Consider the following 26,765-nt stretch of genomic DNA (forward strand, 5'->3'; position numbering starts at 1 on the left):
TCGTTCGATCGCTTCGGATCGAGTGACGGGCACAGCCTGCGCGGACATGGCTAACAAAGGGTGAAACGCGTCTCGCCGGCATAAGCGGCGGTTCACCATAAGCTGCCGGAAGGCGCGGATGGCATCGACAATCCGTCTGAAATAATTGGGGTTTCTCTGCGCTTACGCTCCATTAACCATAACCGCTGGTTACTTTTCAGAGCGTCTCCTGGTTTCTCGAAAGGTCGAATGACATACGAAAAAGCGGCGGGGCCGAAGCCCCGCCGCCGGATCCTGCTTGCGATGTCGTCCGCGACTTAGCGGAGCAGCTGGAGCACGCTCTGCTGCGACTGGTTGGCCAGCGACAGCGCGGAGACCGCGATCGACTGACGGGTCGACAGCGCCTGGCTGTTGGCGGCCTCGACGTTGGTGTCGGCCAGCGTCAGGTTGGACGAACCGGTCTGCAGCACGTTGATCAGGTTCTTGTTGAAGTCCTGGCGCACCTGCACGATGGTCAGATTCGAACCCAGAGCGGAGGCTTCCGAGCGCAGCGTGCTCGACGCAGCGTTCAGGTTGGTCAGCACCTTGTTGGTGGCAGCGTTGTCGATGAAGTCGACACCGCTGGTCAGCGCAGCAAGGCCCAGACCCTTGGAGTTGTAGGTCACGCCGGTGATGCTCAGGCTCGACTTGGCGGTCTCGTCGAACACCAGCTTGAGCTGGTCGCCGTTGAGCAGGTTGACACCGTTGAACGAGGAGTCCTGCGCGGTCGAGTCGATCTGCTGGAGGATGTTGTTGTACTGGTTGACCAGATTGGCACGCGAGGTCTGCGCGACGACGTCCTGGACGGGGGTGGAAGCCGTCGAGAAGGTGAGCGACGAGGTCAGCGTGCCGCCGATCGCACCACCCGCGGTGCTCGAACCGATGGTCGAGGACGCGTAGTCGTTGGTGGTCGAGATCGTCAGCAGGCCGTTGGCGTCGATCGTCGCGGACAGGTTGTTGGCCTGAAGCTTCGAGTTGAGCTGATCCAGCGTCTTGACCGTGCCGTTGGTGCCGTCGCCGAAGGTGACGTCAACCGCGGTGCCGCCGTTGAAGGAGGTGAAGGTCAGGGTCTTGCCGCTGATGCCGCCGATGCCGGAGGTGCGGGCCGCCGAGAATGCGCTGGCGGTGCCGGTGTTGCCGGCGAGGCCAAGCGCATTGAGCGCATTGCCGGTGCCCGTGATCGACAGGTCGGCATTGATGCCGGTCGAGAGCTTGAGCTGGCCGGAGGCGGGGGGGGGGGGGGGGGGGGGGGGGGGGGGGGGGTTGATCGACGAGGCGATCTGGCCCGAGGTGGCCGCAAGCGTCGCGCTGCCGTTGGCGGCAATGGTGGCGGTCTGCACGCCGGTGGCAAGGTCGATCGCGTTGAGCACGTCGGCGACGGTGCCGGCCTGGAGGTAGACCGTCGAGTTGCCGTTGCCATCGGTGATCACGTTGCCGCTCTTGCCGAAGCCGGTCGGGATCGATGGGGCGTTGGTCGAGCCCGGGACCGGCGCGTTCTTGAAGGTGATGACGTGACCGTCGACGTTCAGCGTCGAACCGTCCGTGATCAGAGCGCCCAGCGAGCCCGAGCTGGTCGTACGGGTCGCCGTCGCCGTGGCGTTGCCGCCACCCGTCGCAGTGGTCAGGCCAAACGCCTTGAGCAGGTCGGCCTTGCCGGTCACGGACACGTCCGCACCCGCCGAGCTCTTCAGCGTCACGATGCCTGCGGCCATCGACGACGCCGTCGCACCGGAGGCAGCACCGATCGTCGCAGCACCGTTGGTGATCGTCGAGGTCTGCACGCCGCTGGCGAGGTCGATCGCCGTCAGCACGTCGTTGACGGTCGCAGTCGGCGCCGCGGCGGTGCCGAGATAGACGGTGGTGTTGCCGCTGCCGTCGGTCACGAGGTTGCCGCTGACACCCGAGCCGCTCGGGACCGCGGCCGCCGCGGGGGCCGAGCCGGCGCGGAAGGTGATGGTCTTGCCGTTCACCGTCAGCGTGTCGCCGTCGGCGGGAGCCGTGCCGATCTTCGTGGCGGCGGTGGTGCCGATCAGGGTCATCGTACCCGTCACAGCGGTGGTGCCGTCGGCAGCGTTCACGGCAACCGTGTTCGAGAACGTACCCTGGGTCGCACCGAGAGTCGTCGTGCCAGTTGCAGCGGTGGGGGGGGGGGGGGGGGGGGGGGGGGGGGGGGGGGGGGGGGGGGGGGGGGGGGGGGGGGGGGGGGGGGGGGGGGGGGGGGGGGGGGGGGGGGGGGGGGGGGGGGGGGGGGGGGGGGGGGGGGGGGGGGGGGGGGGGGGGGGGGGGGGGGGGGGGGGGGGGGGGGGGGGGGGGGGGGGGGGGGGGGGGGGGGGGGGGGGGGGGGGGGGGGGGGGGGGGGGGGGGGGGGGGGGGGGGGGGGGGGGGGGGGGGGGGGGGGGGGGGGGGGGGGGGGGGGGGGGGGGGGGGGGGGGGGGGGGGGGGGGGGGGGGGGGGGGGGGGGGGGGGGGGGGGGGGGGGGGGGGGGGGGGGGCGCCGTGTTGCTGGCATAGGAGGTCGTGCCGCGCAGGTCCGCCGCAGTCGCACCCGAGACCGTGGTCGAGACGTTGGACTTGGTGGAGTAGCCGACCGTGGTCTGCAGCGCCTGGTTGGCGATCGACTTGGCGCTGTCGATCAGCTTCTGCAGCGAGGTGATGCCGGTGTTGGCAGCCTGCAGCACCTGCACGCCGTTGGCGATGCCGTCGAGCAGGTTGTTGATGTCGCTGGCGCGGTTGTCGAGCGACTGGGCGGTGAAGAAGTTGGTGGGATTGTCCAGGGCCGAGTTGACGCTCTTGCCGGTCGACAGACGGCTCTGCGTGGTGGCGAGAAGGTCAGCGGTGGACTGGAGGGAGAGCAGGTTCTGACGAACCGACGCGGAGAGAACGATACCGGACATTGAGTGTTACCCTTCTGGTACGCAACGCAACAAACTTCGATTAGGATTAATCGATGTGCGGGACGGTGAACGTTGAGGGCTAACAAAGCATGAAGCGTGTCGCGCCAGTCCTTGCGCGGATTCACCATATGGCAGTGTCACGCTCGGTCGAGCTCGCGTATATCGCCCTGATAAGACGACGCTTTCTTGCCCAATGGGAAGGCATTTGCCACTCGTCAACCATAACTAAGAGTACGCAATTGCTGCATCCAGATGCACCGTCCCGTCTTGGCGAGCGGCACTCAGATGCCGATGCAAAAACAAAGCGGCGGGGCCGAAGCCCCGCCGCCGGATCCTGCTTGCGATGTCGTCCGCGACTTAGCGGAGCAGCTGGAGCACGCTCTGCTGCGACTGGTTGGCCAGCGACAGCGCGGAGACCGCGATCGACTGACGGGTCGACAGCGCCTGGCTGTTGGCCGCCTCGACGTTGGTGTCGGCCAGCGTCAGGTTGGCCGAACCGGTCTGCAGCACGTTGATCAGGCTCTTGTTGAAGTCCTGACGCACCTGCACCACCGAGAGGTTCGAACCGAGGCTCGAGGCTTCCGAGCGCAGCGTGCTCGACGCAGCGTTCAGGTTGGTCAGCACCTTGTTGGTGGCAGCGTTGTCGATGAAGTCGACACCGCTGGTCAGCGCAGCAAGGCCCAGACCCTTGGAGTTGTAGGTCACGCCGGTGATGCTCAGGTTCGACTTGCCGGTCTCGTCGAACACCAGCTTGAGCTGGTCGCCGTTCAAGAGGTTGACGCCGTTGAACGAGGAGTCCTGCGCCGTCGTGTCGATCTGGTTCAGGATGTTGTTGTACTGAGACACCAGGTTCGCACGCGAGGTCTGCGCAACCGTATCCTGGACGGGGGTGGAAGCCGTCGAGAAGGTGAGCGACGAGGTCAGCGTGCCGCCGATCGCACCACCCGCGGCACTCGAACCGATGGTCGAGGACGCGTAGTCGTTGGTGGTCGAGATCGTCAGCAGGCCGTTGGCATCGATCGTCGCGGACAGGTTGTTGGCCTGAAGCTTCGAGTTGAGCTGATCCAGCGTCTTGACCGTGCCGTTGGTGCCGTCGCCGAAGGTGACGTCAACCGCGGTGCCGCCGTTGAAGGAGGTGAAGGTCAGGGTCTTGCCGCTGATGCCGCCGATGCCGGAGGTACGGGCCGCCGAGAATGCGCTGGCGGTGCCGGTGTTGCCGGCGAGGCCGAGCGCATTCAGCGCATTGCCGGTGCCCGTGATCGACAGGTCGGCATTGATGCCGGTCGAGAGCTTGAGCTGGCCGGAGGCGTTGATCGACGAGGCGATCTGGCCCGAGGTGGCCGCAAGCGTCGCGCTGCCGTTGGCGGCAATGGTGGCGGTCTGCACGCCGGTGGCAAGGTCGATCGCGTTGAGCACGTCGGCGACGGTGCCGGCCTGGAGGTAGACCGTCGAGTTGCCGTTGCCATCGGTGATCACGTTGCCGCTCTTGCCGAAGCCGGTCGGGATCGATGGGGCGTTGGTCGAGCCCGGGACCGGCGCGTTCTTGAAGGTGATGACGTGACCGTCGACGTTCAGCGTCGAACCGTCCGAGATCAGAGCGCCCAGCGAGCCCGAGCTGGTCGTACGGGTCGCCGTCGCCGTGGCGTTGCCGCCACCCGTTGCAGTGGTCAGGCCAAACGCCTTGAGCAGGTCGGCCTTGCCGGTCACGGACACGTCCGCACCCGCCGAGCTCTTCAGCGTCACGATACCTGCGGCCATCGACGACGCCGTCGCACCGGAGGCAACACCGATCGTCGCAGCACCGTTGGTGATCGTCGAGGTCTGCACGCCGCTGGCGAGGTCGATCGCCGTCAGCACGTCGTTGACGGTCGCAGTCGGCGCCGCGGCGGTGCCGAGATAGACGGTGGTGTTGCCGCTGCCGTCGGTCACGAGGTTGCCGCTGACACCCGAGCCGCTCGGGACCGCGGCCGCCGCGGGGGCCGAGCCGGCGCGGAAGGTGATGGTCTTGCCGTTCACCGTCAACGTGTCGCCGTCGGCGGGAGCCGTGCCGATCTTCGTGGCGGCGGTGGTGCCGATCAGGGTCATCGTGCCGGTCACGGCGGTGGTGCCGTCGGCGGCGTTCACGGCAACCGTGTTCGAGAACGTACCCTGGGTCGCACCGAGAGTCGTCGTGCCAGTTGCAGCGGTGGGGGGGGGGGGGGGGGGGGGGGGGGGGGGGGGGGGGGGGGGGGGGGGGGGGGGGGGGGGGGGGGGGGGGGGGGGGGGGGGGGGGGGGGGGGGGGGGGGGGGGGGGGGGGGGGGGGGGGGGGGGGGGGGGGGGGGGGGGGGGGGGGGGGGGGGGGGGGGGGGGGGGGGGGGGGGGGGGGGGGGGGGGGGGGGGGGGGGGGGGGGGGGGGGGGGGGGGGGGGGGGGGGGGGGGGGGGGGGGGACGCGGTGGCGCTTGCATAGGAGGTCGTGCCGCGCAGGTCCGCTGCAGTCGCACCGGCAATCGTGGTGGAGACGTTGGACTTGGTGGAGTAGCCGACCGTGGTCTGCAGCGCCTGGTTGGCGATCGACTTGGCGCTGTCGATCAGCTTCTGCAGCGAGGTGATGCCGGTGTTGGCAGCCTGCAGCACCTGCACGCCGTTGGCGATGCCGTCGAGCAGGTTATTGATGTCGCTGGCACGGTTGTCGAGCGACTGGGCGGTGAAGAAGTTGGTGGGATTGTCCAGGGCCGAGTTGACGCTCTTGCCGGTCGACAGACGATTCTGTGTGGTGGCGAGGAGGTCAGCGGTGGACTGGAGGGAGAGCAGGTTCTGACGAACCGATGCGGAGAGAACGATACCGGACATGACTCTGTTACCTTTCTGGTAAACGACGCTACTGTTACGCGTCTGCTTGGATCGAGATTGACCCAGCGACCGGCGGACCGTGGCGCCGAGACTTCTAACGAAGCATGAAATGAAACCCGCGCTTTTGCCGGGTCACGCGTGATTCGGGGCGCCGAGGCCGCGCACATCGCCACACCGCCGCGCAGACATGACGTTGGAAAGATTGAGCTTTTTCTCGCGAATGCCGGAGATTTACAGCTCGTTAACTAATTCCGGGCGAGAATCAGGCCTTGATGAGCCGCAACGAACGCTCGGTTACGAAAGCGTTGATGGAGAACAGGCATGGCCCTCAAGGTCGAGCTCAGACCGCACGAACGCATCATCGTCGGTAACTGCGTGATTACCAACACGGACCAGCGCGCCCGCCTCCTGATCGACGGCGACAACGTGCCGATCCTGCGCGAGCGCGACATCCTCACGCCGGAGACCGCCAATACGCCCGCCAAGCTCGTCTATCTTGCGGTCCAGCTCATGTACATCTCACCGGATCCGCAGACCCAGCACGGCACCTATTTCAACCTGGTGCGCGACATCGTCACTGCGGTGCCGAGCTCCTGGCCGATCATCGAAGGCATCAACAACAACATCCTGAATGGCGACCTCTACCGGGCGCTGAAGGACGCCCGCAAGCTGATTGCCTATGAAGAGAAGCTGCGGGATCAGTACGCGGCCGCGCATCCCAAGGCCGAAGCGGACAAGGCCGACGTGAGCTCCGCCGCCTGACCACACGCTTTCGCTTCGCCCAAGCTGCGAACGACGACGGCCCCGGATCATCTCCGGGGCCGTCGTCGTTTCAGGCACGCATCGATGTTACTGCGCCGCGAGCGGCGGCGCCTCGACCTCGATCAGTCCGCCGCGGCTCCGCCTTTCGCCGAACTCCAGCACGGCCGCGACCAGCGCATCGACGTCCGTCTCCTCGGTGCGGTGATTGACGATCGCGGCGCGGATCGCAAGCCTTCCGTCCAGCGTCGTGCTCGACGGCGCTGCGACGCCGGACTCCTGGACGTCGGCGACTATCTCGCGATTGACCGCATCATCGGCACGGTAGCGGAAGCAGACGATGTTGAGATTGACCGGCGCCAGCAATTCCAGCCGAGGTTCGGCCAACACGCGCGCCTCCAGATATTTCGCCAGCGCACAGCTTCGCGCGATCACCGCACCAAGCCGATCGGTGCCGAACGTCTTCAGCGTGAACCACGTCTTCAGCGCACGGAAGCCACGCGACAGATCGGGGCCGAGATCGCAGGGCCAGACCGCACCGGTCGCAAGCCCCCTCGCCTCGCGGCGCAGATAGGCCGCCGGCTGCGCAAAGGCCTGCCGATGCTGCTCGCCGTCGCGCACCAGCAGGAAGCCTGCGTCGTAAGGCACCTGTCCCCATTTGTGGAAGTCGAGCGCGATCGAATCCGCGATCTCGATGCCGCCGAGCAGCGGCGCAAGCTCGGGCGACAGGATGGCGAGCGCACCGAAAGCGCCGTCGACGTGAAACCAGATTCCTTCCTCGCGGCACAGCTCGGCGATCGCCCTGAGGTCGTCGATCGCGCCGATATCGACGGTGCCGGCGGACGCGACCACCAGGAAAGGCTTGAAGCCGACCTCGCGATCAACGGCAATCTGCGCGCGCAGCGCTGCGACGTCGATGCGATGATCGTCATCGACATCGATCCTGCGCAGCGCATCGGTGCCGAGCCCGGCAATATCCATCGCCCTGGAGACGCAGCCATGCGCCGCCCGCGAGGTGTAGGCCGTGAGCAGCGCACCGTCATTGCCGATGCCGTGCTGCCGCGCCAGCGTTCCAAGCGCACTCGTGCGCGCCACCAGCACCGCCATCAGATTGGCCATCGACGTGCCCGTGACGAAGATGCCGCTCGCGCTGTCGGGGAAGGCGAACAGGCGGCGCATCCAGTCGACGATCTGGCGCTCGACCTCGATCGGGATGTGGTCGCGCCCGCCGAGATTGGCGTTGAGGCCTGCCGCAAGCATTTCCGCGAGCATGCCGACCGCGGTGCCGCCGCCATGCACCCAGCCCATGAAGCCGGGATGGACGTTGCCGGTCGCATAGGGGGCGACATGCTCGGCGAATTCGCGATAGACCTCGGCGAGATCGCTCGCCTCGCGCGGCAGATCGGCCCTGAATGCCGTACGGACGTCTTCAGGGATCGGCTGCCAGACGGGCCGCGCCCGAACGTTGGCGATGCCGTCGATCGTCTCGTCCAGCATGCGATGGGCGAGCGCGCGAAACTCGCTCCAGTCCTGCGGATCGAGCGAGGTGCTCGTGACGGCGCTTTGCGTGTTGCGGATGATCTCGTTCATGCTGCGCTCCCCTTGCCCGTCCTTGCATGCCGCGACAGCATCGCCGTGAACGCGGCAAAGATCTTGCGCATCTGCGGCGGCTTGTAAGGAAACACGGCTGGCGAATCCATGTTGTGCACGACGGCGGTGTTATCGGCCTCGAACACCAGAAGCTCGCGCCTCTCGTTCTCGGCGCAATCGACGATGAAATAATCGAGGCCGACGCGGCGGCTCATCTCGTCGAGCGCGCTCCTGTGGCGCTCGGCGAAGTCGCTGTCGAAGTCGCGCATGAAGACGGCTTCCTCGGCCCGCTTCTCCTCGCTGAACGCCATGTAGGCGTTGAGATACCAGATGTCCCAGCGGTCGGCGATCGCCATGTGGCAGGCGTAGGGTTTGCCGTCGATCATGGCGAGGCGATATTTGCGGTAGAGCCCGTCGGGGCTCACATAGTCGACGAAGCGTGCGACGAAGAAGTCCTGCTCTTTGCGTTCGGCGAGATAGGCCGCGAGCGCCGCCGCATCGTCGAGCTTGGCGAGCCCGACGCCGGCATGCGAGCCGCGCGGCCGCGCGATGATCGGAAAGTGCAGTTCGCCCGCGATGTCCTCACAGGCGATCCGCTCCTGGGCGAGATCGGACAATTGCGCGCGCGTCGCGTGGATGGTCGCGGGAATGTCCAGACCCGGCACACCAGCCAGCAGCCGATACAGCTTGTCGCGATCGAGATTGCCGATGCGATCGGGCGGATTGAGCAGCGGCCGCGGCCAGTGCGGCGCGGCCTTTTCGATCAGCGCGAGCGCCTCGCGGCATTCCTCGGAATCGGACGCGACCACGATGGCGACGTCGTGCTCGGGCAAGGTTTCCGGCAGACCGACGCCCTTGACCACATAGAGCGTCAGCAGCTCGATGTCGGAGCCTTCGAGCAGGAAATCGATCGGCGTGTTGCCGCCCATGTCGATGTCGGCCGCAAGCGCGAGCACGCGCAAGCCGGGCTGCGGAGCCGCACTGGGCGTACGGAAGAGTTGATGGAAGGTCAGCACTTCGGACTGGATTGCAAGCCCCTGATCCTTGTCGCCTAGAAGCTGGCTGATCAAGGAGAGATCCAGCCCTTCGCCCGCCAACGCGGTCCCCGCCGCGATCCGCGCCACGAGCTGGTCGCGCAACGGATGCAGATCGACGCCTTCGAAGGCCTGGCGCGTCAGCTGCGCAAAGCCGATGCGGTCGGCATAGTTCGCCGCAGTCAAACCGATCGGAGCGGAAACTGGATGCTGCATTTCACACCTCGAACGCGGACTTGACCGGCACGGTCGCGGCTGCACCACGGTCGAGCAGCAGCTCGATCTTCACCAGGACATGGGCGATGCGGTCGAGAACGTGCTGCACATTGCGTCGCGCCTTCGTCATGTCCGGCGACCAGGCTTCCGTCACGAGCCGTGCGCCGACGCAGAGGCGCAGCACGGCCTGCGGCGTCTCGTCCTGCCGCTCCAGCCGGACTGGCTGGCCGACCAGGCAGCGCTGCGCGGCGACCTCTCGGTCCGCCGTGCTGCCGCTGATCTCATCGCTCATGTCCCGCGCCAGTGCACGGTGAACGGCCGAGGTCTCGGCGATCGAGACCGGTTTGCCGTCGCGCAGCAGCGTGAACGGAAAGATCGTGGCTTGCGCGAATTCCTCGTCATCCGCGTCGGCCGTGTTGATCGCGGTTGGAGTTGGAATAGAGCGAAGCGACGGCGACAACGCGATCATGCTGTCGATGCCGGTGGCGAGCTCGGCGAGCATCTCGGCGCGGGAAACCGCGGGCACGGCGTAGTAGCTGCCGATCTCGGCCAGCGCCGCCTCCCAGCGCAGCCATTGACCGAAATTCGGGCGGCGCTCGAAGCGCGAACGCAGCGCCGTCCAGGCCACCGGCCAATCGCAACGGCCGGCGTAGTCGAGGATACCGGGCGCGATCCCCTCACCCCGGTCGAGCGAGCGCGAAAGGCCCTTCGGCACCAGCAGCGCACCGCTGAAGGCGGGCCCGCCGAAGAATTTCGAGCCGGTGATCAGCACCATATAGCCGCGGTCGAGATAGGAGCGCAGCCGGCGGCGGCCGAGCCGGGCCTGGCAGGCATCGACGACGACCTGGACCTTGCGCGGCCAGCGCCGCGCGATCTCGTCGAGGCAGGCCGTGCTCGGCGCACGCCATCCGAGCTTCGAGGAATCCATGATCTGGAGCAGCACGGGCGCGCCTTGCGCGATCGTGGCCTCGACCGCATGCAGCACCGCGGCATCGGCGTCCGCGCGCATCGCGATCCCGGGTGCGACCTCGCGCAGTGGCAACGCAAGACTGGTACCGGCGAGCCCCGCAACCGCGCCGTCCTTGCGAACCGCAACGCCGCTCGCCGTCATGGAGCTGAAATGGTGTCCGCGGGCAGTATGGATCGTCCCGCTTCCGGTCTGGTCGGCGCCGACCACGATCGTCACCGGCCGCGCGCCGAGGATCGTCCGCGCCAGGAACAGGGCATGGAGCTGGGAGTCCGTGCCGGACGGCGAGAACACCACGTCGACGCGCGGCGAGAGCTGGAGATGACTGCGCAGCTCGTCGCGCATGTCCTCGCATCTTGCGTCGAAGGCGACCTCGACCTCGTCGAACAGGCACTTGTGCATCAGCTCTTCGCGCGCCAGCGCAGCGCGGTCATAGGCCGCTTGCGAGATCGTCGATGCGGTCGCGGAGGCGAAATTCCAGATCTCCGGTTCCGGCGAGGCCGCGCAGCCATAGGCGTTGACGCGGTCCTCGGGATCGAGCGCGAGCCGCGGATCTCCGCCGGAGACGAGCAGCGTGTCGAGTGGCGTGAAGAGATCGCGCAGGCGATAGCGCGACCCGCCGTCGGACGCCCGTTCCGGTTCTGACCAACGGGATGCGCGGCCGCTCATCCCGCAAACCTCACGCCGCGGCATCGGCCGCCGCCGCGGGCACGGCTGCGAATTGCGAGGCGATGTCGCCGCGGAACACCGACGGCCCGACGTGATCGAGCGAGCTCTGGATGTCGGCCCAGATCTCGCCGCCGATATCGGTCCAGCGCTTGCAGAAGGCAAAGTCCTCGGAGAGATACGTGCCGGTCGCCGGATCGATCATGCATTCGAACAGCGCGAACCGGTTCTGGCTCGCCGTCAGCGTGTCGTGCGAATGTTCGCGGAAGAATTGCAGGTTCGCATAGGCCGGGTGGCGGCACATCGCCTCCAGCACGTGGCGCCGGATCATCAGGAAGCCGGTGCCGGCGTAGCGCACGCGGGTGAAGCCGTTGACCACGACGATGCGGTCGGGATCCTCGATCTCGAGCACATAGTCGAGCGAGGCGGCCGGCACGTCGGCCCGACCGGACTGGATCGCACGCGCGGCCTTGTCCCAGTTGACCCGCTTGATCGGATAGCAGCCGGCCACGACGTCCGCGCCGCACTCGATCAGCCGGAACACCTGCTCCGGCCTGAACCCGATATCGGCATCGATGAACAGGAAATGCGTCGCCCTGGGATCGTCCAGGAACATCGCGACCAAATTAGCCCGCGCGCGGGTGATCAGGGCGTCGCCGTCTCGCAGGTGCACCTTGAGCTCGAGGTTGGACATGCCGTGCACGGCGCGCTGCAGCGCGAAGATCGAGCTCGCATAAATGCTCGACACCTGCCCGCCGAAGCAAGGCGTTGCCACCACCAGCTGCATCCTGTCCGACATCGACCGCCCCGCCCCGCTCCAATCCTCACCAAGAGGTAAACAGGCATGGTTAACGGCGCCTTAACGCCCCCTTACAGGAACTTGACGAGCGAGAGCTGCGCGAGGTTCGAGGTCACCTGGTAGGACGCCTGGAGGGCGTTCTGGAGCGCCAGGATCTCGCTCGCGACCTGGTCGGGCGAAGCCGATTCCGCCTGGTCGATGATGCCCTGGAGCTGCGCCTTGGCCTGGGTCTGGCGCGTGGTGGCGTCCTTCATCGTGTTCTGGGCCATCGCGATGTCGGTCTGGATGTCCTCGATGCGCTGCTGGCCGGGCTGCTGCGTCAGCGCCTGCGTCACCCGCAGGCTCAGCGCCGACACCTGCCCGCCCGAATACTGGCCGGTCGGCGAGGTCGAGAAGGTCCCGAACACCGCGATCGCCTGCAATTGCCGGCGGATCGCATCCTCGTTCGCCTGGGCGCCATATTGCACCGTGACGGCATCGTCGACCCGGGCCGTCGCCGTCGAGCGCGGCGCCCCCGGCCCGTCATTGCCCAGGTACCACTTCACGGTGGTGGCCGAGCCGTTCACCAGCGTCGTCGCCGAACTCGCGGGCGAGGAGCCGACGCGCAGCGGCGGTTGCGTGGCGGTCACGGGCGTCGCGGCGAAGCCGAGCGAACCCAGCGCCCCCGTATTCGAGCTCGTGATGCTGAGACTCGCCGCGTCGTCGGTGTTGATCGTGATCGAACCGCCATGGACCGTCGAGGGCTTCGACGTCCCCGTGATCTGGTCGATCTTGCTCAGCAGGGTCTGGATGCTGTCGGTGACGTTGAGCTGGTCGCCGGTCGCGCCCGAGCTGACGAAGGTCAGCGTGGTGCCGTTGACGGTGATGGTGTCGCCGGCGACGAAGCCCGGCGAGATCGAGTCCGAGGGGCTCGCGCCGGATAGCGCCGTCGCGCCGGTGACGGGGGCCGGCGGCGCCGCCTGGTTGTTGACCGGCGTTCCGATCGCGGAGCTCGCGGTGTTGAAGAAGTTGTCGCCGGCGACGACCGCGGATGCCGCCACCAGCGAAGTGTTGGCGAGCTTGGTGATCGCGGTGTTCAGCGCAGTGTTGAGGTTGCTCGCGGTGTTGTTCGGATTGACGGGGGTGCTCGCATCGATCGCGAAGCTGCCGAGCGGCGTCGGCGTCGCCGTCGAGGCGGTCAGGTCGATCTGCTCGGTGGTGCCGTCCGGCAGGGTGAACTGAATGCTGAGCTTGTCGCCGTTGTTCGGGTTGACGCCGTTGAGATCGACCGAGAACGACACCGGCGAGCCGCTCGGGCCGGTGACGGTCGCGCCCGTCAGCGTCGAGGACACCGCCTTGATCTTGAGCCCGAACGGCGAGCCCGCGACGTCCTCCGACACCTGCACGGAGCTCGGCGTCGGCTGCGTCTGCACCAGCCGCCCCATGCCGTTGGCGCCGAGGTCGGCGGCCTGGCGCTCCGCCATGACGGTCTTGAAGCCGGCCTGCGTCGTGGTGCCGTTGATGATGTCGCCGGCATCCGCAACCGATTGCGTGTTGACGGCCGTCCCGGAGAACAGATAGCGGCTGCCCGTCTGCGTGTTGAGGACGCCGACCATCGAGCCGAACTGGGCGGCGGCGGTGTTCTGCGCGATCGTCTGGCCGTTGACGTTGAGGTCCTGCGCGGTGTTGGCCGAGCCGGTCTGCACCGTGTTGCGAATCTTCGTCAGCGACTGCAGCGCGGTATTGGCGAGGTTGATGCTGACGTTGACGTTGGTGATCGTGTCGGTATAGCCGTCGATGTTGGAGAGCTGCGCGCGCCCGGCGATCGCAAAACCCTCGTTGGTGCCCATGCCGGAATAGTTCTGCGACAGCTTGCCGGTCGAAAGCTGGGTCGACAGGTCGGTGAGCTGCTGATTGATGTTGCGGATCTGTGCGCCGAGAATCGACGAAGAATAGTTGATACTGCTGATCGACATCTTTCAGAGCCCTGTTACTTGCTACACTTGAGCCTGGAGCAACGTGTTCATCATGCTCTGCACCACCGACATGACGTGGGCGTTGGCGGCGTAGGCATTCTGAAGCTGGATCAGGTTCGACATCTCCGAGTCCAGATTGACGCTGGAGGTCGAATCGAACTTGGCCTGGAGCGTCGAGACCACGACGCTCTGGCCCTGCTGGAGCTGGGTCGCCTGGGTGGCGGCGTTGGCCTGGACGCTCAGGAACTGCTGGAGGTAGTTCGAGACGCTGCCGGTGAAGGGCTGGTTCGCCGAGCCGAGGCCGGTCTGCGGCGAATAGGAGAACACCGCATTGGTGAGCTGCGAATAGAGATAGTCCGAACGCGTGGTGTCGCCCGCGGGCGTCACCGGCGAGGTGTTGTAGACCGACAGCCGGCTCGGATCGGAAACCAGCTGCGTGTTCACGGCAATGCGCCCGGCAAGGCCGGTCATCTGCGAGCCGGACGCCGTGATCGCGCCGGTATAGAGCGCCTGGCCGCCGTCAGTGAACAGCGGCAGCTGCGGATTGCCCGAGGTCAGCGACGTGATCGTCTTCGTGGTCGACGCCGAGTTCACCTTGGCAAGGCCGGTATTGTCGTCGGTCACCCGCAGCGTCGTGGCGGTCGCTGGCGACGGGGCGGCGGAGAACGACAGATGCGCGCCTGGCAGCGCGGTGTTGAGCGCGGAGGCGATCGCTCCCATGCCGCCGGAGAAGTTGACGCCGATCCGCATCGGGTTGGCGTTCGTCGCGTTCTGAAGCGGCAGCGCGGCCGGATCGGTCACGTTGACCAGCGTGATCTGGCGCTGCGTGTTGGTGGCCGTATCCGTGTAGGTGATGTTGACGGTGTTGCCCGGCGCCGCCCCGGCAAGGTCGAGATCAAACCCGGCCGGCGGGCCGGAGACCGTGCTTCCGGCCGTGGTCTTGTCGGACAGCGCGCTCGCCATCGTGGCGGCGAGCTGGTCGATCTGGTTCTGCGCCTGCACCAGCGTCTGGTCGCGCAGCTTCAGGTCGGCCGCGATCTGGCCGGAAGACACCACGTTGTTGGCGACGACGTCGACCTGCGAGCCGTTCGGCAGCTTGATGTTGAACGCGCCGACGCCGGACTTGGCCGGGTCGATGTTGTAAAGCGAGGTCGCCGACAGCGCCCCGGCGGAGGCAAAGGAGAATTCAGAGGCGAGCCCGGCGCCGACGAGCTGAATGCCCGTCGTGGTGTAGATGTTGGTCTGGTTCGAACCGTCGGTGGTGACGCGGACGTCGACATATTTCGACAGCGTGTTGATGGCCTGGTCACGCTGGTCCATCAGCGTGGCGGCCGAGGGATCGTTGGGCGAGAGGCCCTGGAGCTTGGTGTTGATGTCGGCGATCTGCTGCATCGCCGCGTTGGCGGCTCGCGCCGAGTTGCCGAGATCCTGCTCGACGTTGGAGCGCAGCGACTGGATGCCCGTGGTGGTGACGTTGAGCTGCTGCGCCAGGGCCTGCGCCGCGCCGAGCGCGACGGTCTGCGCCGACGACGCCCCCGAACTGGTCGAGAGCGCCTGAAGCGCCGTGGTGAACTTGTTCAGCGCGGCTTCGAGCGTGCCGCTGTTGCCGGGCGTGCCATAGACACTCTGAAGCTGCTTCAGGATGTTGGCCATCTGGTCGGCGTAACCGCTGCCGCCGGTCTCGGTCCGCAGCTGGTTCAGCACGTAGCTGTCGAGCTCGCGGCTGACACCGGTGGTCATCACCGTCGAGCCGAAGTCTCCGGTGGTGACCTCGATCTGGTTCGGTGTCTGGACGACGTAGCCCGGCGTCTGCGAATTCGCGACGTTCGATGAGACGATCGAGAGCGCGGCCTGGTTGGCACGCAGACCGCTCATCGCGCTGGCGAGGGCTGAACTCAAACCCATGACTTGCCACCTTTGGTTACGTTACGCGCCGATCAGCGCAACACGTTCAAGAGGTCCTGCACCATCGAATTCGCTGTCGTGATCACCTTGGTGTTGGCCGAATAGGCCTGCTGGGTCACGATCAGCTTGGTGAATTCGTCGGCGATGTCGGTGTTGGATCCCTCCAGCGACGAGCCGCTGATGGTGCCCGAGGCGCCGTCGATGGCGTCTCCCGACTGTTCGGTCGCGGCATAGGCGCCGCCATCGAGTGCCTTCAGATAGTTGGTGCCGTTGAAATGCGACAGCTGCACCTGGGCGAGGTTGAGGTTCTGGCCGTTCGAGAAGGTGCCGACCACGACGCCGTTGTTGTTGACGGCGACCGAGCGGAGCTGACCGGCGGCATAGCCGTTCTGGGTGATGGTGTTGATGGTCACCGCGCCGCTGGTGCTGGCATATTGCGTCAGCCCGCCGGAGGAGATGTTGAAGGCGACCGAGCCGAGCGACTGGCCGCTGACGGTGACGTTGTTGATGGTGATGCCCGAGCCGCTCGGCGAGGTCAGCGAGCCGTCGGCGGCAAAAGTGAAGGTCTGACCGGTGTTGACCCAGCCGACGGTCGTGCCGGTTGCGTTCGGGTCGGTCTGGTAGAACAGGTTCCAGCTATCCGAATGACCCGCGCCCAGCGAGGCACTGTCGGTCTTGGCCCAGCGCAATTGCAGGTTCACCGGCGTGCCGGCGGCGTTGTAGGCGGTCACCGCGCCACCGCTGATCGATTCCTTGGTGAACGTGGCGATGTCGTTGCCGATCACGCCGCCGGTGCCGGCCGTACCGCCGCCGTCGCGATTCTTGGTGATCGTCGAGGTGAAGCCGAGCGCCGAGAAGGCAGCGCTGTTCGAGCTGGAGACCGTCAGGTTCGAGACGGTGCCCGTGTTGAGGGTAATCACGCCGCCGCTGCTGACCGAAGACCCCGAGGCGCCGGAGAGCGCGTCGATCTTGCCGAGCAGGGTCGTGACGTTGTCGGTGACGTTGATCTGGTTCGGTCCCGAGGCGCCCGAGGCCATGAAGGTCAGCGTCTGACCGTTGACGGTGATGGTATCGCCTGCGGAGAAGCCGGATGTGAGCACCTGGGCGCCGCCGGCGGTCGCAGTGCCGCTCAGCACGGTCGCGCCCGAGATCGCGGGCGAGGACAGCACGTTGCCGCCGCGCGTCACGCTGCTGATGCCGAGCGCGGTGGCGGCCGTGCCGCTGCCGACCGCGACGTCAGTGCCGGTGCCGGTCGAGATCTGGATATTGCCGCTGACCGAGAGCGAAGCTGTGACGCCGGCGCCGCCGGCAGTCTGAATCGCATTCAGGATGTCGGCCACGGTCGCCGTCGTGCCCGCACCGAGACCGATCGTCGTATTGCTGCCGACGGTCGAGACCGTGGTGCCGCCGTTGAACGTGATGGTGTTGCCGTTGATGGTCAGCGTCTGGCCGCTCAAGGCGGTCAGAATGCTGGAGGCGAGATGCGTGCCGGCGGCGTTGTCAAGGGACGTGGTTGTCGAGGCGACCGCCGACGAATTGTTCTGGAGCGCAACCGTGCCCGTCGCCGTCGTCGATGAATAGGCCGAGCGGATGTTGCCGGTTGCAGCCGCGCCTGACACCGTTGCGTTGGCATAGGGCGCCGGCGGCGTGCCGACCGGCAGCGGGTTGGCGGCGAAATCGGACGGATTGAGCCCACCGGCCGCCAGCAACGTGCCGGTCGAGGCGGTGGTTTTCGCCACCGTGTTCGGCTGGGTCGGCAGGTTCGCCGCGTACTGGATCGAGGTGGTCGCCTGCGCCGGAATGAAGTTGTTCTGGAATTGCAGGACGTTCGCCACGCTGCCGGTCGGGTTGCCGGTCTTCGGGTCGACCGTGACGCCCATCAGGTAATAGCCGGCGCCGTTGACCAGATTGCCGTTGGCATTGAGCTGGAAGTCGCCACGCCTCGTGTAGTAGGTGACCCCCGTGAACACCGGCACGTTGTCGACGACGCCGCTCGCCTTCTGGATCGAGAAGAAACCGTCGCCGGTGATCGCCATGTTGGTGGCGACGGTGGAGGATGAGATCGTGCCCTGCGTGGTGATGGTGGCCTTCGCGTTGGCCTGCACGCCGCCTGCGACCTGCTTGCTCGGGACGGATGAGTCGGGAATGAGGTCGACGAAGCTGGTGCCGATGCCCTTGTAACCGGTGGTGGATGAGTTCGCGATGTTGCCGGAAATGTTCTGAAGCGCGAAGGACTGCGCCTGCAGGCCACCCACCGAGGTGTTCATTGCATCGAAGATACCCATAACTTTGTCTCCAAATCCGATCCCGGCGGCCGGTCGACCATGGCCGCAGTCGGGAGAGACGTCGCAAGGCCTATGCCAATGCGGGGATCTTCAGGAAATCAATGACTTAAACGGAAAGCCCCCGGTCGGACGACCGGGGCACAATTGCCGGGCCGGCAACAATTGCCGGGGCGAGTGTCGTTCCGGAGCGATGCGTCAGCATCGAATCCGGAACCTCGAGATTCTCAGGTGCGCAATTGCGCACCATAGTTCGGTCCTGCGGACCGCCCCTGAATGACGACGAGAAAGACTTACGTCGCCGACGCCGCCGCGGGATGGAAGACCAGCCCGAAACCGTCGATGCAATAACGCAAGCCGGTCGGCTTCGGACCGTCGTCGAAGACGTGACCGAGGTGGCCGCCGCAGCGCCGGCAATGCACCTCGGTGCGAACCATGCCGTAGGCGCGGTCCTCGGTCTTGCCGACATTGCCCTCGATCGGCTGGTAGAAGCTCGGCCATCCCGTGCCGCTCTCGAACTTGGTCTCGGACGCAAACAGCGGCAGGTCGCAGCCGGCGCAGGCGAAGATGCCCTTGCGGTGCTCCTTCAGCAGCGGGCTTGAGCCGGGCCGCTCGGTGCCGTGATTGCGCAGGATCTCATATTGCTGCGGCGTGAGCTGGGCACGCCATTCGGCCTCCGTCTTCACAATCTCGAACTTTTCCGCGGCCTTCTCGCCGGCCTCGGCGGGGGATGCTCTCAGCCAGCGAAAGGCCGAAAGGCCAAACAGGCCGGCGACAGTCGTCAACAGGATGCGGCGGTCAACCATCTCATTCTCCGTGCGCGGGGAGTCCACGCCCTGAGATACGGGCTCTAACGGCCGACGTTACACTTCCGGGCGGGATTTTTCTTGGCGCTTATCGCGAGATGCCGGCTTCGTGAGGGGCCGGTTCCGTGCCCTGTTCTATGTTGCCCTGTTCTGTGCGTTGGGCCGCAGGTTTCGGCGGCGAGGTTGGCCGCGGCCGAACGCCGGGCGGCGGACGGCGCGGGCCGGTGCCGGCGGCCCGGTTGGCTTTGGCGAGGCGGGCCTCGCGTTCCCTGTCCTTGAGCCTGGCACGTTCGCGATAGCGGGCGAGCGAGCCCGCCGCGGCGGAACTCGCCCTGCTCCAGATCCCGACCAGCTGGCCCGCGACGCGCCCCGTGGCGCCGCCCGCCCAGACCAGCTCGAACGGCGAGAACAGCCGCCAGCGCTCATCGCCCCGCAGAATGCTGCGCGCGATCATCTGTCCGGCCATGGCGGAGGTGTTCATGCCCTGGCGGCCGAACCCGCTCGCCACCCACAGGCCTTTGCGCAACTGGCCGATCTGCGGCATGCCGTGCACGGTCTGGCCGGTGGCGCCGCCGAACATGTCGGTGATCTCGACATTGCCGAGCTCGGGAAAGATCGTGCGGATCCGCCGCCTGACGGCGCCCGCGAAGCGCTGCGGACGTGCCGCCCAGGTGGTCTCCGGGCTCTCCCATATCAGCCGGTCGCCGTCGACGATCTTGAAATGATCGACGCCGTCGGAATCCATCACCGATCCCTTGAAGGCGATGATCTCATGAAGGCGCTCGCCGAGCGGCGCGGTGATGCCGGCATAGCGCCAGACCGGCAGCAGCGTCTCCGAAAGGCGCTTCAGGGGCGCGCCGAGATGAATGTTGCCGGCGAGCACGATGTGGGTTGCGCGCAGCCGTGCCGAGGGTGTGACGATGCGTTTGCGGATGCCGGAATGATCGATGCTGACGACCGGCGTGTCCTCGAAGATGCGGGCGCCTGCCCGCCGCGCCAGCGCCGCAAGGCCGTGCACATATTTCCGGCCGTCGACCTGGAACGCTTTGGGATAGTACACGCCGTGGAAGTAACGGTCGGTCTTGAGCAGCCCGCGGACGCGATCGGCCTGCCAGCCCTCGACCTCGGTATCGAAATCCTCGTTCAGCATCTGCAACCGGCTGATCAGCCGGTCGCCGGTATCGACGTTGGAGACCTCCAGCACGCCCTCGCTGAGGCCGATTCCCGGCATGTTCTCTTCCGTGGCGTTGGCGCGGACGAATTCTGCGCCTTCCTTCGACAGGGCCCACAACTCGCGCGCGTCCTCGAAGCCGATGCGCTCGATCAGGTCGGCGAGCGGCAGCGCGAAACCAGGCATCACGGTGCCGAGCTGGTTGCCGGAGGCGTTCCAACCGATATGACGGCCCTCGAGCACCGCGACGCTGGCCCCGAGCCGGGCCGCCTCCAGCGCGATGGAAAGGCCGGCAAGGCCCGCGCCGATGACGCAGATGTCGGCGTCGAGATCGAACGACAGCCGCATGCGGTCGCGAAGACCGGCTTCTTCCTGGGACACGCTTGTGAAAGTCTCGCTCATGTCGTTTTCTTAGAGCATGATCCGGAGAAGTGTGCAGCGGTTTTCCCTCGCGACGAACGCAAAATGCGTTTGTGCGGAGATCATGCTCAAAACAATAACTCTAAAGCGCGATGGCGATTCGTCCCAATCTCATCGCGCTTTTGGACCTGTCCGGCGCTTGTCACCTTGTTCTCGACCCGCGCCCGTAGATTATTCTGGACACACAACGATTCGAGAATGCCATGCGCCGTTTGATGCTGCTGCGTCACGCCAAGACCGAGACCGACGCGCCGAGCGGCCGTGACCTGGACCGCCGGCTCGACGAGCGCGGCCACAAGGATGCTGCGCGGATGGGCGACTGGATCGCCGCCCATCCCCCCTTCCCCGATACCGTGCTGGTGTCACATGCCGTGCGGGCCCGGCAGACCTGGGACATCGCCTGGGAGGCGATGAAGGACCGCGTCCCCGTGCCGCAGGTCGAGGTCCTGCCGGAACTCTACGGCGCCGATTCCGCGGAAATCCTTGAAGCCATTCGCACTGCAACCGCCCCGGCCGACCCAAAGCGGTTGCTGCTGATCGGCCACAACCCCGGCATGCACGAGGTCGCCCTGATGCTGATAGGCGGCGGCGACCCGGCCGGCGCCAAGGCGCTCAGCAACAACCTGCCCACCGCGGGGCTTGCGATCTTCGACTTTGACGTCAAGGATTGGGGTGACGTGGCCTACCGCCGCGGCAAGCTGGTGCTGTTCGTCAGCCCCAAGCTGCTTCGATCGGGATGATCGCGCGACCTACGGCAAGACGTGCTGACCGAAAGATATGGAGGCGCAGATGTTCAAGTCCATCCTCGTGCCCATCGACCTCGCCGACACCGATCTCGCCAAGCCGGCGATCGCAACCGCGGCGACGCTGTCGCAGACCTGGAGCGGCACGGTGCGCCTGCTCAACGTGCTGCCGATGACGCCGGTGATGCTGGCCGAGTACGTACCGGCCGATTTCGACGAGCAGCAGCGTCAGACCTCGGAGGAGGCCCTCGCCATCGTCGCGCGCGAGTCCGGCATCGAACCGAGCCGCATCTCCAGCGTGGTGCGCCAGGGCGGCATCTACCACGAGATCCTGGAGGAAGCCGCGCAGATGAAGGCCGACCTGATCGTGATGACCTCGCACCGGCCGGCGATGCGCACCTATTTCCTCGGCTCCAACGCCGGACACGTCGTGCGCTACGCCAAATGCTCGGTGCTGGTGGTCAGGCACTAGGCACCCATCGATCCCCGTCATTGCGAGTGCAGCTCGTAGCCCGGGTGAGCGAAGCGATACCCAGGACAGCTCACGCCGCTTCCCCGGATGTCGCTTCGCTCATCCGGGCTACGAGACTTTGCGTTTCCTGTCGGGCAAACCCCCAAGATGCCGGTCAATCCGCTTCACCGAAAATATTCCGCTTTATCGAAATTCGGAAACGGCGCATGTGTTGCGCAACCCGGCCCAAGGAAGAGGGGCGTATCGCGATCGTCACGAACGCGGACCGGGCGGCGGTGGACGCGGGTCACATCGGCGCGAAGGGTTTTGCAGGGCAGGCAACTGTGAGCAAAGCCGTCGCGCACACGACCGGTGTGATTCCAGCGTACGGCAAAATCGTGTGGTCCTGGCGCCCGGGGTCTGTGCGCCAAGCGTTGCGGTGATGTGGCGGCCCGACCGGGCGCGCGCATCAGCCATCCGCGAGGCGACGGGGGCAATAGTGCATCGCTCCCCGGGGAGAGCGCGACATAAGCCGTAAAACCACTGCGCAGGGAAGGCCGGGATGTCCTGGCTTCACCTGTATGCCGCTGTGCAGATTTTCTGACTGCAAACCTCGCACAGTGGACCGCGGGTGCCAGCCGGCTCCCGGCCTTCCCTGCGCCCTCTTTCATTTCAGAGGGTGAGGCACTGAGGCAAAGCTCGGGCGAGATGAGCCGCGAGGATGCGAAGGTGTGTCTGCAATGAAGATGCGAATGACAGGTGACCTGCCACGCAATGCCGATGTTGAGGCCGTCCGCGCCAAAACGAAAGTTTCGTGCCTCGGACGCTGCGCAGCACGAAGTGATGCGCTGCCGAGCCGGGGCCCATGCCGCAGCGAGTGCACGACTTGCCGGGTCCTGGCTCTGCGCCGCAACGCTCACGCGCTGCTGCGCGTCCGGGACACGGGAGTGGGGGTTTACAAATACCGCGTCAGCTCGGCCTTGAACTGCCCGTACACCGCGTCCTCGATCTGGCTGCGCGTGATGCCGATGTCGCGCAAGGCGCGATCGTCGAGCTCGTTCAGCGTCTTGACGGCGGAGCGGCGCTCGATGCGGTCGAACAGCGCAGTGACGCCGTGAGCGAGCGTACCGAAAAATCCGCCCGACGAGGATGGGCGTAAACTCCGCCCGGCAGTTTGCGAGATCGTGGTCATTTTCTTCTCCGGCCTGTCGTCCCGCGCGGCGAAGCAGTGTCGTTGGCGCGGACGCTGTCAGCGCCTGCACCTCATTTGCCGTCGGATTGCTCTCGCTCTCCTCGGCTCAATCGCGGAACTTGATGGAACTTAAATGCTCCGGTACACTTCTCGGAGCAAGCAAAACATTGCTCTCGGTGCAATAATGTCCAAGTTCGAGTACGTGAAGCTTGCCGATGCCATTGCGGCCGATATCACTAACGGCACGTTAAGGCCCGGCGACCGGCTGCCGCCGCAGCGCAATTTTGCCTATGACCGTGGCATCGCGGTCTCGACCGCGAGCCGGGTTTATACGGAATTGCTCCGCCGCGGCCTCGTGGTCGGCGAGGTCGGCCGCGGCACCTTCATCTCCGGCGACATCAGGCGCCAAGTCGAGACGACGCGCGAGCCGGCCGAGGCGCGCATCAATTTCGAGGTCAACTACCCGCTGCTGCCGCAGCAATGGGCGATGATCGCCAAGAGCCTTGCGGGGCTGGAGCGCGTCGACGCGCTGGAGTCCGCGCTGCGCGTTTCCACCAGCACCGGCACCAGGAGCGCGCGCAATGCGGCCGCCGCCTATCTCGCGCGCAAGGATTTTACGCCGCAGGCGGACCAGATCTTCTTCACCGCCAACGGCAAGCAATCGCTCGCGGCCGCGCTCGCGGCGCTCGTTCCGACCGGCGGCCGCTGCGGTGTCGAGGCGCTGACCTATCCATACGTCAAGAGCATCGCCGCGCGGCTAGGTGTGACGCTGGTCCCGATTCCGATGGACGAGCACGGCGCGCGGCCCGACGCGATCCAGAAGGCGCATCGCGAGGCGCACCTGTCGGCGCTGTATCTCCAGCCCATCATCCAGAATCCACTCGGTGTCACCATGAACGCGACGCGGCGCGCCGACATCATGCGCGTCGCCGAAAAGCTCGATCTTCCCATCATCGAGGACACCGTCTACGGCTTCCTCGCCGACGACACGCCGCTGGCCGCGCTCGGGCCGGACCGCTGCATCGTGATCGACAGCCTGTCCAAGAAGGTCGCGCCCGGTCTCGCGCTCGGCATCCTGGTCGCGCCGCCTCACTTGCGCGAAAGCGTCATGAGCGCGGTCCGCACCGGCGGCTGGATCGCCTCCGGCCACGCGCTGGCGGCCGGGCAGCGGCTGATGGCCGACGGCACCGTCGCCGAGCTGACGCGCCTGAAGCGCATCGACGCGGCGCGCCGCCAGCAGACCGCCGCAAGGCTTCTGGCCGGCTACCAGCTCGCCGCCGACGCACGGTCCTATCATCTCTGGCTGACACTGCCGCCGCACTGGCGTTCGCAGACCTTCGTCGCCGCGGCGGCAAGGCGTGGCATCGCGCTGACGCCGTCCTCGACCTTCGCGATCGCGCATGGTCATGCACCAAACGCGGTGCGGCTCGCCCTCGCTCCGCCGTCGCCCGAGCAACTCGATTCCGGCCTGCGCACGATCGCCTCGCTGCTCGGCACTAAGGAGGAGGATTTCGACTCGACGGAGTAGCTCAGACCTCCGGCCAATCCGCGATAAAGCCCCTCGCCTTGTAAGGCTCGATCTTGTCCCATTCGTGCAGCATGCGGCGACGAAATTCGACATCGGTATGCCAGAGCGCACGCGGCGTCGCGAAGCTATCGACAGTGAGCAGCATCTTCTCGACCTCCGGCCAGTGCCGCTGCAGCGTCATCGGGTAACGCCGCGCGGTCCAGGTGTTGCCGAGGCAGATCACACTGCGGATGTTCTGCCGTCCGAGCGCCGCGTCGATGACCGGCAACGAGAAGATCACGTTCTCGCCGGTGTTCATCGCGCGATGCTCCTCAAGGATAACGTCCGCCGGAATGCCCGCCGCAATCATCGCTGCCTTGATGATCGTGCACTCGGATTGCTCCGAGCCCGGCGTTGCACCGCCGCTGACAATCGACCAGCGGAACAGACCCTCGCGCCAGAGCCTTGCGGCAGTGTCGGCACGCAAGCCAACGTCTTCGCGGGTGTCGAACATGAACAGCAGGTCGGCTGGCCGGAGCGGCGTGTCGATCAGATGCGTGCGGTTGATTCTGGCGATCTCGTCTGCCGTCGGCAGACGGGTGCTGCGGTCCATGACTGACATGAATGCAAGATGCGACGCCGGCGCGGCGAGGCGAAGTCACGTTTGATTGCGGCCGATTGCACTTAAGGCAGCAGAGCCTTCGGCACGCGATCGAAACTGTAGCTCTGCGGCTGATTGCGCCGCACGAAGCCGCCGACCTGCCAGGCGAACAGCGCGGCGAAGCCGACAATGAACAGCGCGCCGGCGAACTCGCCGATCAGAAGCGCGCGGATCAACAGCCCCGCCATCGCCACCGTCAGCACCGCCAGGAAAGCCAGCGCCGCCGCATAGGTCTTGCGGCCAAGGCCGGCGGTCAATTCGGCCCGGCTGCCGGCCTGCGCCATCCGCGCGTGCAGCGCGAGAATGAAATCGCGGAAGCCGCTGTCCTGCGGCGCCATCAGCGCCGCGGTCTGCCAGCTCGTCGAGAGGATCGCGATGCGCCCGCCGCCAGTGCGGCTGACATCGGCACGGAAGCGGTGCTGTTGCATCGAGACCGGGCGGAACGACAGCCGGATCGCCGAGATCTCGTCGTAGCGCCACAGGCCGGAGCGTCCGGCGATGTGCCAGGACAGCCCCTGCTCCGTCAGCTCGAAACGATGCGCCGACCCGATCAGCGAGGCCTTGTAGGCGTAGCTCGTGGCCGAACCAGCTTCAGCTCCCGGCATACCGATCACAGGTCCCGTTCGCGATCCGCTTGCGCGATCGCCCTCACCCATCCTACAAGCGAGACATGGCTCAGACGATGTTTTTTCCACGCCGCCTGATTCTCGGCGCCGCCGTGATCTCCGGCGTGCTGCTCGCGCTCGCGGTCCACATGCTGGGCGCGCGCTATGGTCTCGACCTCGGCGGCCTCTGGCGCTCCGACACGCACGAGTTCATGCCGGCGGGCGCGGCGATCGCATGGTGGCTGATCGCCACGGTCGGCTTCTCCGGCGGCTATTTCACGGCGCGCCTGATGCAGAGCGCCGTCTCCGGACAGATCCCGCAAAGGATGCGGCAATTCCTGGTCGCGGTCGGCGTGCTGCTGCTTGCGGGAGCGGGCCAGGCGGCCTCGGCGCCGAGCCCGATCCCGACCGTCTCGGGCGTGCTGGCCGGCCTCGCCGCGCTCTGCCTCGGTGCGGTGATGGCGTTTTGCGGCGCGCATTTCGCGTTGCGACGCGGCTGACGTGCTCCGCCGAGCTTCGCCGGCGCGCTCATAGCACCGAAGACACACGTCAGAAAAGAAAGCGCCGCGCGCTGCCGCGCGGCGCTTCAGGGCTGCACCGCGACTACTAGCTCGCCGCGCGCAGATTCACCTTGCTCTCGGCGAGCGTCGTCAGCTTCTTGTCGGTCGCCTTCTCCTCCTCCAGCGTCTTGGCGAGGACGCTGGCGCAGTCGTTGCGGCCAAGCTGCTTGGCCCAGGCGATCAGGCTGCCGTAGCGCACGATCTCGTAATGTTCGGCGGCCTGCGCCGCGTTGATCAGTGCGGCGTCGAGCACCGCCTTGTCGGCGACTTCGCCGGCGGTCTCGTCGGCTTCCTCGATGATGCCGTCGATGGCCGGGCAATCGACCGCCTTCACGGCGACGCCGTGCATCTTGAACACTTCCTCAAGTCGAGTGACGTGCTGCTTGGTTTCCTCGAGGTGCGTCAAAAAGCCCTGTTTCAGCTGCGGATCGGTGGCCTTGCTTGCCATCTTCGGCAGCGCCTTGGTGAGCTGCTGCTCGGCGTAATAGATGTCCTGAAGCTGATGCACGAACAGGTCGTTCATGGTTTTGATGTCTTTTGTGAACAGTCCCATCGTTCCGATCCTCTCGGGTTTCGGGAACACGGAGGCGCCGGCTTGCACGAAAAGCCGCATATTCCGCCATGTTCGATTGCTGATGAAGCCTAACGAGCAGGCGGCATCGACGTTCCAAAAGCGCCGATGCCGCTTGCGCTGGAACAATGCGGACGGCGCCAGGATCTGAAATCATGTCAGC

The 26,765-nt window shown here is 66.4% G+C and carries 18 protein-coding genes and 4 pseudogenes; 5 read left to right on the forward strand and 17 right to left on the reverse strand.

From position 1 onward, the window contains the following. Positions 1-296: 296 nt before the first annotated feature. From ACM42_RS36030 to ACM42_RS36045, 4 pseudogenes are all read right to left on the reverse strand, one after another. A pseudogene (locus ACM42_RS36030) lies at positions 297-2,159 on the reverse strand (DUF1522 domain-containing protein); the annotation flags it as partial. Between the two features lie 350 nt (positions 2,160-2,509). Beyond that, positions 2,510-2,911 (reverse strand): annotated as a pseudogene (locus ACM42_RS36035) (flagellin N-terminal helical domain-containing protein); the annotation flags it as partial. A 357-nt stretch (positions 2,912-3,268) separates the two neighbouring features. Continuing rightward, positions 3,269-5,098, reverse strand: a pseudogene (locus ACM42_RS36040) (DUF1522 domain-containing protein); the annotation flags it as partial. Between the two features lie 239 nt (positions 5,099-5,337). Next, positions 5,338-5,742: pseudogene (locus ACM42_RS36045) on the reverse strand (flagellin N-terminal helical domain-containing protein); the annotation flags it as partial. 321 nt (positions 5,743-6,063) lie between these two features. Here ACM42_RS36045 and flbT point away from each other — a divergent pair. Then, complete coding sequence (gene flbT, locus ACM42_RS36050) at positions 6,064-6,504, forward strand: flagellar biosynthesis repressor FlbT (RefSeq protein ID WP_035671936.1); 441 nt, start codon at positions 6,064-6,066, stop codon at positions 6,502-6,504. Between the two features lie 87 nt (positions 6,505-6,591). On the opposite strand, the gene ACM42_RS36055 is transcribed toward flbT, so the two are convergent. The 9 genes from ACM42_RS36055 to ACM42_RS36095 all read right to left on the reverse strand — a co-directional run bounded on the left by ACM42_RS36055 (position 6,592) and on the right by ACM42_RS36095 (position 20,294). Continuing rightward, complete coding sequence (locus ACM42_RS36055; protein ID WP_271533158.1) at positions 6,592-8,091, reverse strand: pyridoxal phosphate-dependent decarboxylase family protein; 1,500 nt, start codon at positions 8,089-8,091, stop codon at positions 6,592-6,594. Then, positions 8,088-9,341: an ATP-grasp domain-containing protein gene (locus tag ACM42_RS36060; RefSeq protein ID WP_271533160.1), complete on the reverse strand. Its 1,254-nt coding sequence runs from the start codon at positions 9,339-9,341 to the stop codon at positions 8,088-8,090. Before ACM42_RS36060 ends, ACM42_RS36055 begins: the two co-directional genes overlap by 4 nt. Before the next feature lies 1 nt (position 9,342). Continuing rightward, entirely contained in the window at positions 9,343-10,977 is a 1,635-nt protein-coding gene (locus ACM42_RS36065; protein ID WP_271533162.1) for a hypothetical protein, read from the reverse strand. Positions 10,978-10,987: 10 nt separating this feature from the next. Beyond that, positions 10,988-11,773, reverse strand: coding sequence for a hypothetical protein (locus ACM42_RS36070; protein ID WP_131872826.1), 786 nt, complete (start codon positions 11,771-11,773; stop codon positions 10,988-10,990). Positions 11,774-11,844: 71 nt separating this feature from the next. Continuing rightward, entirely contained in the window at positions 11,845-13,728 is a 1,884-nt protein-coding gene (locus ACM42_RS36075; RefSeq protein WP_271533166.1) for a flagellar protein, read from the reverse strand. Positions 13,729-13,749: 21 nt separating this feature from the next. Beyond that, positions 13,750-15,633, reverse strand: coding sequence for a flagellar hook-associated protein FlgK (flgK, locus tag ACM42_RS36080; protein ID WP_271533168.1), 1,884 nt, complete (start codon positions 15,631-15,633; stop codon positions 13,750-13,752). A gap of 32 nt (positions 15,634-15,665) precedes the next feature. Then, positions 15,666-17,918 (reverse strand): flagellar hook-basal body complex protein, encoded by a 2,253-nt coding sequence (locus ACM42_RS36085; RefSeq protein ID WP_271533170.1) that lies wholly within the window; start codon positions 17,916-17,918, stop codon positions 15,666-15,668. A gap of 290 nt (positions 17,919-18,208) precedes the next feature. Continuing rightward, positions 18,209-18,721, reverse strand: a complete 513-nt coding sequence (msrB, locus tag ACM42_RS36090; RefSeq protein ID WP_271533172.1) for a peptide-methionine (R)-S-oxide reductase MsrB — start codon at positions 18,719-18,721, stop codon at positions 18,209-18,211. Positions 18,722-18,809: 88 nt separating this feature from the next. Continuing rightward, the gene (locus ACM42_RS36095; protein ID WP_271533175.1) at positions 18,810-20,294 is read right to left on the reverse strand and encodes an NAD(P)/FAD-dependent oxidoreductase; all 1,485 of its coding nucleotides are present in this window, start codon (positions 20,292-20,294) and stop codon (positions 18,810-18,812) included. 221 nt (positions 20,295-20,515) lie between these two features. Between ACM42_RS36095 and ACM42_RS36100 the strand changes: the two genes are divergently transcribed. Together ACM42_RS36100 and ACM42_RS36105 are read left to right on the forward strand one after the other, a co-directional pair. Next, positions 20,516-21,052, forward strand: coding sequence for a SixA phosphatase family protein (locus tag ACM42_RS36100; protein WP_271533177.1), 537 nt, complete (start codon positions 20,516-20,518; stop codon positions 21,050-21,052). Between the two features lie 49 nt (positions 21,053-21,101). Continuing rightward, entirely contained in the window at positions 21,102-21,527 is a 426-nt protein-coding gene (locus tag ACM42_RS36105) for a universal stress protein (protein WP_035707892.1), read from the forward strand. A gap of 934 nt (positions 21,528-22,461) precedes the next feature. Here the strand turns inward: ACM42_RS36105 and ACM42_RS36110 are convergent. Continuing rightward, positions 22,462-22,698, reverse strand: a complete 237-nt coding sequence (locus ACM42_RS36110) for a DUF1127 domain-containing protein (RefSeq protein ID WP_271533179.1) — start codon at positions 22,696-22,698, stop codon at positions 22,462-22,464. Positions 22,699-22,882: 184 nt separating this feature from the next. Here ACM42_RS36110 and ACM42_RS36115 point away from each other — a divergent pair, with 184 nt between their 5' ends. Further along, positions 22,883-24,226: an aminotransferase-like domain-containing protein gene (locus ACM42_RS36115; protein ID WP_239625150.1), complete on the forward strand. Its 1,344-nt coding sequence runs from the start codon at positions 22,883-22,885 to the stop codon at positions 24,224-24,226. Position 24,227: 1 nt separating this feature from the next. Here the strand turns inward: ACM42_RS36115 and ACM42_RS36120 are convergent, their stop codons facing one another. Together ACM42_RS36120 and ACM42_RS36125 are read right to left on the reverse strand one after the other, a co-directional pair. Continuing rightward, positions 24,228-24,827, reverse strand: coding sequence for a YdcF family protein (locus ACM42_RS36120; RefSeq protein ID WP_271533182.1), 600 nt, complete (start codon positions 24,825-24,827; stop codon positions 24,228-24,230). A gap of 62 nt (positions 24,828-24,889) precedes the next feature. Beyond that, the gene (locus ACM42_RS36125; RefSeq protein ID WP_271533183.1) at positions 24,890-25,471 is read right to left on the reverse strand and encodes a hypothetical protein; all 582 of its coding nucleotides are present in this window, start codon (positions 25,469-25,471) and stop codon (positions 24,890-24,892) included. A gap of 65 nt (positions 25,472-25,536) precedes the next feature. Here ACM42_RS36125 and ACM42_RS36130 point away from each other — a divergent pair, with 65 nt between their 5' ends. Continuing rightward, complete coding sequence (locus ACM42_RS36130; RefSeq protein ID WP_271533185.1) at positions 25,537-25,971, forward strand: hypothetical protein; 435 nt, start codon at positions 25,537-25,539, stop codon at positions 25,969-25,971. A 106-nt stretch (positions 25,972-26,077) separates the two neighbouring features. Here the strand turns inward: ACM42_RS36130 and ACM42_RS36135 are convergent, their stop codons facing one another. Further along, positions 26,078-26,584 (reverse strand): YciE/YciF ferroxidase family protein, encoded by a 507-nt coding sequence (locus ACM42_RS36135; RefSeq protein WP_271533187.1) that lies wholly within the window; start codon positions 26,582-26,584, stop codon positions 26,078-26,080. Between the last annotated feature and the right edge of the window lie 181 nt (positions 26,585-26,765).

Source organism: Bradyrhizobium sp. CCBAU 25338 (assembly GCF_028128965.1).
GTDB classification, from domain to species: domain Bacteria; phylum Pseudomonadota; class Alphaproteobacteria; order Rhizobiales; family Xanthobacteraceae; genus Bradyrhizobium; species Bradyrhizobium liaoningense.

Bases quoted from the DNA above. Each gene is read 5' to 3' on its own strand.
- ACM42_RS36095 (WP_271533175.1), bottom strand. From the start codon at position 20,294: ATGAGCGAGACTTTCACAAGCGTGTCCCAGGAAGAAGCCGGTCTTCGC.
- ACM42_RS36110 (WP_271533179.1), bottom strand. From the start codon at position 22,698: ATGACCACGATCTCGCAAACTGCCGGGCGGAGTTTACGCCCATCCTCG.
- flgK (WP_271533168.1), bottom strand. From the start codon at position 15,633: ATGGGTTTGAGTTCAGCCCTCGCCAGCGCGATGAGCGGTCTGCGTGCC.
- ACM42_RS36130 (WP_271533185.1), top strand. From the start codon at position 25,537: ATGGCTCAGACGATGTTTTTTCCACGCCGCCTGATTCTCGGCGCCGCC.
- ACM42_RS36085 (WP_271533170.1), bottom strand. From the start codon at position 17,918: ATGGGTATCTTCGATGCAATGAACACCTCGGTGGGTGGCCTGCAGGCG.
- msrB (WP_271533172.1), bottom strand. From the start codon at position 18,721: ATGGTTGACCGCCGCATCCTGTTGACGACTGTCGCCGGCCTGTTTGGC.
- ACM42_RS36125 (WP_271533183.1), bottom strand. From the start codon at position 25,471: ATGCCGGGAGCTGAAGCTGGTTCGGCCACGAGCTACGCCTACAAGGCC.
- ACM42_RS36075 (WP_271533166.1), bottom strand. From the start codon at position 13,728: ATGTCGATCAGCAGTATCAACTATTCTTCGTCGATTCTCGGCGCACAG.
- ACM42_RS36105 (WP_035707892.1), top strand. From the start codon at position 21,102: ATGTTCAAGTCCATCCTCGTGCCCATCGACCTCGCCGACACCGATCTC.
- ACM42_RS36065 (WP_271533162.1), bottom strand. From the start codon at position 10,977: ATGAGCGGCCGCGCATCCCGTTGGTCAGAACCGGAACGGGCGTCCGAC.
- ACM42_RS36135 (WP_271533187.1), bottom strand. From the start codon at position 26,584: ATGGGACTGTTCACAAAAGACATCAAAACCATGAACGACCTGTTCGTG.
- ACM42_RS36070 (WP_131872826.1), bottom strand. From the start codon at position 11,773: ATGTCGGACAGGATGCAGCTGGTGGTGGCAACGCCTTGCTTCGGCGGG.
- flbT (WP_035671936.1), top strand. From the start codon at position 6,064: ATGGCCCTCAAGGTCGAGCTCAGACCGCACGAACGCATCATCGTCGGT.
- ACM42_RS36060 (WP_271533160.1), bottom strand. From the start codon at position 9,341: ATGCAGCATCCAGTTTCCGCTCCGATCGGTTTGACTGCGGCGAACTAT.
- ACM42_RS36055 (WP_271533158.1), bottom strand. From the start codon at position 8,091: ATGAACGAGATCATCCGCAACACGCAAAGCGCCGTCACGAGCACCTCG.
- ACM42_RS36100 (WP_271533177.1), top strand. From the start codon at position 20,516: ATGCGCCGTTTGATGCTGCTGCGTCACGCCAAGACCGAGACCGACGCG.
- ACM42_RS36115 (WP_239625150.1), top strand. From the start codon at position 22,883: ATGTCCAAGTTCGAGTACGTGAAGCTTGCCGATGCCATTGCGGCCGAT.
- ACM42_RS36120 (WP_271533182.1), bottom strand. From the start codon at position 24,827: ATGTCAGTCATGGACCGCAGCACCCGTCTGCCGACGGCAGACGAGATC.